5 protein-coding genes, 1 pseudogene and 1 riboswitch are annotated in these 7178 nt (G+C 64.0%); of the genes and pseudogenes, 2 read left to right on the plus strand and 4 right to left on the minus strand.

Annotation, left to right across the window (positions count from 1 at the left end):
* The first annotated feature begins 303 nt into the window (after positions 1-303).
* A riboswitch (FMN riboswitch) is annotated at positions 304-448 on the plus strand.
* Between the two features lie 77 nt (positions 449-525).
* Together EOD15_RS24665 and fba are read left to right on the plus strand one after the other, a co-directional pair.
* Positions 526-999, plus strand: coding sequence for a 6,7-dimethyl-8-ribityllumazine synthase (locus EOD15_RS24665; RefSeq protein ID WP_127322552.1), 474 nt, complete (start codon positions 526-528; stop codon positions 997-999).
* Between the two features lie 163 nt (positions 1000-1162).
* Positions 1163-2227 carry a class II fructose-bisphosphate aldolase gene (gene fba / locus EOD15_RS24670; protein ID WP_013532928.1) on the plus strand — a complete coding sequence of 355 codons (1065 nt, stop codon included), beginning with the start codon at positions 1163-1165 and terminating at the stop codon, positions 2225-2227.
* 60 nt (positions 2228-2287) lie between these two features.
* Here fba and EOD15_RS24675 read toward each other — a convergent pair whose 3' ends face one another.
* The 4 genes and pseudogenes from EOD15_RS24675 to EOD15_RS24690 all read right to left on the minus strand — a co-directional run.
* Complete coding sequence (locus tag EOD15_RS24675; RefSeq protein ID WP_127408929.1) at positions 2288-3514, minus strand: VWA domain-containing protein; 1227 nt, start codon at positions 3512-3514, stop codon at positions 2288-2290.
* Entirely contained in the window at positions 3507-5756 is a 2250-nt protein-coding gene (locus EOD15_RS24680; RefSeq protein ID WP_127322423.1) for a DUF5682 family protein, read from the minus strand. Before EOD15_RS24680 ends, EOD15_RS24675 begins: the two co-directional genes overlap by 8 nt.
* A gap of 4 nt (positions 5757-5760) precedes the next feature.
* Complete coding sequence (locus EOD15_RS24685; RefSeq protein WP_127322424.1) at positions 5761-6840, minus strand: AAA family ATPase; 1080 nt, start codon at positions 6838-6840, stop codon at positions 5761-5763.
* A 19-nt stretch (positions 6841-6859) separates the two neighbouring features.
* Positions 6860-7178: pseudogene (locus EOD15_RS24690) on the minus strand (hypothetical protein); the annotation flags it as partial.

Here is a 7178-nt window from a genome sequence, read left to right on the forward strand (position 1 = left end):
CGCTGGCGCCGCCCCTCACCTGCCTGCCGGCATCCTCTCCCCGTATAGTGACGGGGAGAGGGGTTCTCTCATCGGCGATTTCGCCAATCGCCAGCGTCGCAAGAAGGGCGCCGAGGTTGCGGCCAGCCTCTTTCTCCCCGTCACTATACGGGGAGAAATGCCCGGCAGGGCAATGAGGGGCGGCGCCGACTCGGCAATTGGTGGTCTCCGCCACAAGTCGGAACCTCTCATTGGTTCTGGAGCGATTGCCCTGATAGGTCTCCCCGGTTGACAGCAGCGCCCTGCCCTTTCATACAAAGCCGTTAATGTTCTCAGGGCGGGGTGAAAGTCCCCACCGGCGGTAAAGGTTTCGACCCAAGCCCGCGAGCGCTTTCCGGTTTCGGAAAGGTCAGCAGATCCGGTGTGATTCCGGAGCCGACGGTTAGAGTCCGGATGGAAGAGAACGAAACGGAAGCCGGCCCGCTCTTCGCGGGCTTAATCCGTATCGTGCGTCCTGATTCTGGTTCGAAACGGAAGGATGGACCCATGAATCAGCATTCCCATAAAGACTACGAAAAGACTCGCATCGCCGTTATCCGCGCGCGCTGGCATGCCGACATCGTCGACCAGTGCGTGCAGGCCTTCGAAGCGGCACTGGCTGACATCGGAGGCGAGCGCTTCACCGTTGACGTCTTCGACGTGCCGGGCGCCTATGAAATCCCCCTGCATGCCAAGACCCTGGCCGGGACCGGCCGCTATGCCGCGATCCTCGGCGCCGCCTTCGTCGTCAATGGCGGCATCTACCGGCATGAGTTTGTCGCAAGTGCTGTCATCGACGGCATGATGAACGTGCAGCTGTCGACCGGCGTGCCGGTGCTTTCGGCGGTTCTCACCCCGCACAACTACCACGACAGCGCCGAGCACCACCGCTTCTTCTTTGAGCACTTCACCATCAAGGGCAAGGAGGCGGCCAATGCCTGCGTGCAGATCCTGGCGGCGCGGGAATTGATCGCGGCTTGAGGTTGTCGAACAGGCCGGATTTCAGCCCTGCAACAAGAATTGCGATCGAGAAGAGCGCTGAAGGTTGCGGTTGGCTCGAAATCCGGCCAGAAGCATCAAGGGCCGGCCGGCAACCGGCCGGCCCGCGACGTTGCGCTTGAAACCAGATACGGGAGACTATTGGGTGGCTCGCATAACACTGAGACAATTGCTCGACCACGCCGCCGAATACGGCTACGGCGTGCCCGCTTTCAACATGAACAACATGGAACAGGGCCTCGCCATCATGGAGGCCGCCGAGGAGACCAAGTCGCCGGTCATCCTGCAGGCAAGCCGCGGCGCGCGCGCCTATGCCAATGACGTGGTGCTGGCCAAACTGATCGACGCGCTGGTCGAAATCCATCCCGACATTCCGGTCTGCATGCATCTCGACCATGGCAACAACGAAGCCACCTGCGTCACCGCTATCCAGTACGGCTTCACCTCGGTCATGATGGACGGGTCGCTGAAGGAAGACGGCAAGACGCCCGCCGACTACGCCTACAATTCCGGCATCACCAAGCGCGTCGTCGACATGGCGCATTGGGGCGGCGTGTCCGTCGAAGGCGAGATCGGCGTGCTCGGCTCGCTGGAGAGCGGCGGCGGCGAGCAGGAAGACGGCCACGGCGTCGAAGGCGCGATCAGCCACGACCAGCTTTTGACCGATCCCGAACAGGCGGTGGAATTCGTCAAGGACACCCATGTCGATGCGCTGGCGGTTGCCATGGGCACCAGCCATGGCGCCTACAAATTCTCGCGCAAGCCGGACGGCGCGGTGCTGGCCATGAACGTCATCGAGGAGATCCACCGCCGCCTGCCGAACATGCATCTGGTCATGCACGGCTCGTCCTCGGTGCCCGAGGACCTGCAGGAGATCATCAACAAATATGGCGGCCAGATGAAGCCGACCTGGGGCGTGCCGGTCGAGGAAATCCAGCGCGGCATCAAGCACGGCGTGCGCAAGATCAACATCGACACCGACAACCGCATGGCGCTGACAGGCGCCATCCGCAAGGTGCTGACCGAGAACCCGAGCGAGTTCGATCCACGCAAATATTTGACACCGGCCATGGCCGCCATGCGCAAGCTCTGCAAGGAGCGCTTCGAACAGTTCGGCACCGCCGGCAACGCGCAGAAGATCAAGCCGCTGCCGGTCGCCGAAATGGCCAAGCGCTATAAGTCGGGCAGCCTCGACCCGAAGTTCGGCTGAGCTCCAGCGATTTATCCCAGAGCTGGCAGAAGCATCCTGGCAGCTCTGGCGACGGGTGTTTCATTCCGGAGTCTCGGCCTCGGCGCGAACCAGCTTGATATCGGCGCCGGCCGCCCATGAGCCGATATCTTCCCGACGCAATGCCGCCGCCATCATGTCTGGAAACAGATCCGGCGTGCAGGCAAAGACCGGAATGCCGAGGGCGGCCACCGAGCCTGCCATCTTCGGGTCATAACCCGGCCTGCCCTGGTCGGTCAGCGCCAGGAGCACCACGACGTTGACGCCGGAGCGAACGAGTGCAGCAAGCCGCTGCAGCAATTCCTGCCCGTTGCCGCCCTCATAAAGGTCGGTGATCAGCACCATATGTGACTTGGTCGGCCGTTCGATGCGGTCCGCGCAATAGGCCACGGCCTGGTTGATGTCGGTGCCGCCGCCCAGCTGCACGCCGAACAGGACTTCGACAGGATCGCTGAGCTCCTCGGTCAAATCGACGATGGCCGTGTCGAAGCAGACAAGCTTGGTCCGCACGACCGGCAGGGAAGCCATCACCGCGGCGAAGATGGAGGCGTAGATCACCGAGCTTGCCATCGAGCCCGACTGGTCGACGCACAGCACCACCTCATCCAGGTCGACCAGCCTTCGCTGTTTGCGCATGAAGCCGACCAGCTTCTCCGGCACGATGGTTTTGTGCTCGGGCTGGTAATGGCGAAGGTTGGCTGAGATCGTACGCGGCCAGTCGATGTCGCGCTGGCGTGGGCGGTTGGTGCGCTGCGACCGGTCGACCGCGCCGCGGATCGCCTCGGCTGTCTTCTGCTCCAGCCGCTGCATCAGCTTGGCGACGATATCGGCGATGATCGTGCGCGCAATGTCCTTGGTCTTGGCGGGCATGACCGAGCGGAGCGAAATCAGGTCGGCGACGAGATTGACGTCGGCCTCGATCGCCTTGAGGAATTCCGGCTCCATCAGCATCTGCTTCAGGTTGAGCCGTTCGAAGGCATCCTTCTGGACGATCTGGACGACCTGTGCGGGAAAGAACGATCTGATATCGCCCATCCACTGTGCCACCCTTGGCGCCGAGCGGCCGAGGCCGCCGCGCCGCTTGCGCGGATCGGCAGCCGCATCGCCGGCACCATCGCCGTAAAGCGCATCGAGCGCCGCGGAAAGCCGCTTGTCGGTGTCGGACAGCGCTGACGAGGTTTCCTCATCGGCACCGATCGCCAGGCGCCAGCGGCGCTCCCGTCCGTTGCCGGCCTGGATTGGTTCGCTCATTTCGGCCTCGTCATCCATTGCCGCTCCCGCCCGTCAGCAAGGGTCCGAGCCGTTCAAGATGGCGGCGCCACGCTTCGCCGCCATCCGGAGTCGGCGTCAGTCCGGCCGGCAGGCGTGCGGCGCGACCGAGCACCGCTTCGATCAACCGCCGCCGCTCCATCGAGTCCAGATGCGAAAAGACCCGGCGCAGCAACGGCAGATGGGCAATGAAGGCGTCTTCGTCGAGGGATGCGAGCCAGGCATCCACCGCACCGCGCAGGCCCTCGTCGTAGATCAGCCGTTGGCCGGCAGTGCTGAAGAAACCCTCGAAGAACCCTGCAGCCTCGGTGACCGGCGTTCCTGGAGACAGACGTCGTGCGATCAGACCGGTTGCCGCGTCGGCTGACAAATGGCCGGCTTCGTAGAGCAGATGCGCGGCACAGCCTGCCACCAGCGCCGTCGAGCGCGATCCATCGAGCACCGCAGCCAGCCCATTGCGCCAGGCGTCCAGCACGTCCTGTTCAGGCTCGACCAGACTGATCGCTTCGTCGGCCTTGCGCATGGCGCCGACCAGCGTCGTGGATGCCTGGGCATCGAGGTCGCGGGCGGCATAGGCGAGCGCGATCCCGCCTTCGACGATCAGCCGCTCCAGCAGACCGGACAGACGGGCGGTTTCCGTCTTGCGAGCCTCGCCATAGCGGATGATGTCGGCGAGCGGCGGCACCGATGTCAGGATTTCCAGGCATTCGCTGCTGCGGGCTGCCCGTTCCTCCAAGGCCGCGAGACCGGCGATCGACGCTTCCGACAGGTTTGCCTTGATGGCGCCCTGGACCAGTGCGGCCATCGCATCAAGAGACGTCGCCGCGCCGATCATCTGGATCAGCCGGCCATTTGCCGCCTTTTCGATGGTTGGTCCGTAGACGAGGTTCTCCACCAGTCGAACGGCATATTCAGGTTCCCACGACAGCATCCAACGCTCGCGAAAGGTGCCGCGGCTGCGGCCGCTGTCGGTGAGTTTGCCCCAATGCACGCCAAGCACGGACAGCCGGTGCAGCAAGGTCGACCGAAACAGCCCGCTGTCGCTGCGCAGATCGACCGACAATTCGCGCTCCAGCGCCTCGGGCTTGAGCCGCGCTGCTTTCTGGTTGCGTTGCAGGTCCTCGATTAGCGGCGCCAGCGGCGTGTCTGGCGGAATTTCACCGACATCGGCGCCCAGCAGCAATTCGGCTTCGACCAGCGCCCACAGCAGCGCTTCCCCGTTGAACAGGGCGGCGATCGCGGCGTCACGCAATTCCTCGAAACCGGGCTTTGGCCGCTCACGGATCACAGCCAGCGTGCGGGCCAGCCGTTCGGCTTCGATCAGCGAGGCGGTCGAGACCATGTGCCCCTTCGCCCTCAGGACCGCCGCGATCTTCGCCAGCCACAGGACCGAGGAGTCGCCTTGCCCGCGCGTCTGCCACAGATGCTTGCACCAGCCGGGCGCGACAACGCCGGCGCCATAACCGAAGCCCAGCGCCAGACGCGGCCCCGTCCACGGCGCCCAGGTCATCATGCTCTTGCGGCGGGCGAGCCCTTTGAGTAGCGCCTGGTCCTCCTTCAACGGTCGCGTCGCCTGCAGTGCCGGCACATGGAAAGCACCGCAAACGATAGCGATCGGCCCATCGAATTCCTTTCGCGCGGCGGCGATCTCAAGCCGCATATGCGCTTCGCGTTTCGCCTCAAACGCCGCAAGCGGACCTTCGCCGTCCCGCAGCGTCGTCATCGCGTCGGCTATTGCCGCGAAGATTGGACCCGGCTGCGGGTTCTGCTCGATGATATCAGACCACCAGCTTTCGCCATCCTCATAGCCGGCAGCTTGTGCCAGCGTTCCGATCGGGTCCCGCAGATGCGGCGCCAAGTCAGCCTCGACGTTGGCTTCCGTTCCATCGCTCTCGGTTTCCCCCACGGCCTCAATCGGCGCAGTGCGGGCTGACGACGGCAAATCGATGAAGCGCACTGCCGCATTGTTGGTGACGGCCCAGAGCGTCGCCTGATACTCCGGCGAGAATTCGGCGAAGGGCCAGAAGCTTGTCGAGGCCGGATCGTCTTCGGGATAGCAGAGCAGCGCCACCGGCGGCTGCATTTCGGGGCGGGCGAGCAACGGCAACAGCGGGCTGGCGTCGGCCGGTCCTTCGATCAGCACGGCGACCGGTTTCAACTCCTGCAACGCCTGCACCAGGCTGTCGGCGGAGCCGGGCCCGTGATGGCGTATGCCGAAATAGGAAACGTCGCTGAGCGCCATGGCGTCAGATTGCCGCGTTCAAGGCCGCGTAGTAGCCGGCATAGTCTGGCCGCTTCTTGAGCACGGTTTCCAGATATTCTTCCAGCACCAATTTGTCCTGCACGGGATCCTTGACGATCGCGCCGACGAGGCTGGCGGCAAGGCCTTCGGCGCCGAGCTTGCCGCTGTCGAACCAGGCCGCCTGGCTGAGGCCGCCGACCATGGTGGCAATGGCTTCGGCCGTGGACAGCGAACCGGACGGCGTCTTCAACGTCACCTTGCCGTCGGCTGTAGCGCCGGAGCGCAACTCGCGAAAAATGGTCAGCACGCGCGCGATCTCCTCACCGACATTCTTCGGCACCGGCAGGTCAAGACCGCCGGCCATCTCGCCGACCCGCTTGGAGACGATCGCCACTTCCTCCGCCATGTCTTCGGGCAAGGGCAGCACGACGACATTGAAGCGGCGCTTCAACGCTGACGACAACTCGTTGACGCCCTTGTCGCGGTTGTTGGCGGTGGCGATGATGTTGAAGCCGCGCTGCGCGTAGATCGAGGTGTTGAGTTCCGGGATCGGCATCATCTTTTCGGACAGCACGGTGATCAGCGTGTCCTGCACATCGGAGCCCATGCGCGTCAGCTCCTCGAGGCGGCAAAGCTTGCCGTCCTGCATGGCGCGGTAGAGCGGCGTCGGCACCAGCGCGTCCTGGCTCGGGCCCTTTGCCAGAAGCTGTGCATAGTTCCAGCCATAGCGGATCTGGTTCTCGTCGGTGCCGGCCGTGCACTGCACGATCATGGTCGAATCGCCCATAATGGCGGCGGCAAGATGCTCCGACACCCAGGATTTGGCGGTGCCGGGCACGCCGAGCAGCAACAGCGCGCGGTCGGTGGCGAGCGTCGCGACCGCGGTTTCCATCAGCCGGCGGCGGCCGACATATTTGGGCGTTATCACTGTCCCGTCGTCAGCCTTTCCGCCAAGCAGGTAGGTAAGGACCGCCTTTGGTGAAAGGCTCCATCCGGCAGGCCTTTGCCGGTCGTCATTGCGCGAGAGCGCCTGCAATTCGGCGGCATAGGCCTGCTCGACCGGAAGACGGATGGCTGCGTTCATTTGCTGTTCTCCGGATTGATCATATGTTGGTTCGATGCTCGGCCAGTGACGCGTTGAGCCGCAGGAGACCGAGAGACGGCGCCGCCGGCGCCAAACCGGCCACAACAACGTCTCCGATCAATTTCTCCGCCGTTGCCGCCGTGGCGAGAAAGCCCATAGTTTCCAGGATCTGGTCGACGCCTCGCTTCACAGCGTCATCGTTTCCTGCAACAGCGGAGCGAAGCGCCGGGAGCATCTGGCCGTTTGTCAGGTCGGCCCATTCCAGCCAGCTTGCTTCGAGGCCCTCGGCCAGATTGAGCGCGCCGAGATGTTGCGTGTCTTTCAGGATCGACCTGACC

Source organism: Mesorhizobium sp. M7A.T.Ca.US.000.02.2.1 (assembly GCF_003996995.1).
Classification (GTDB): Bacteria; Pseudomonadota; Alphaproteobacteria; order Rhizobiales; family Rhizobiaceae; genus Mesorhizobium.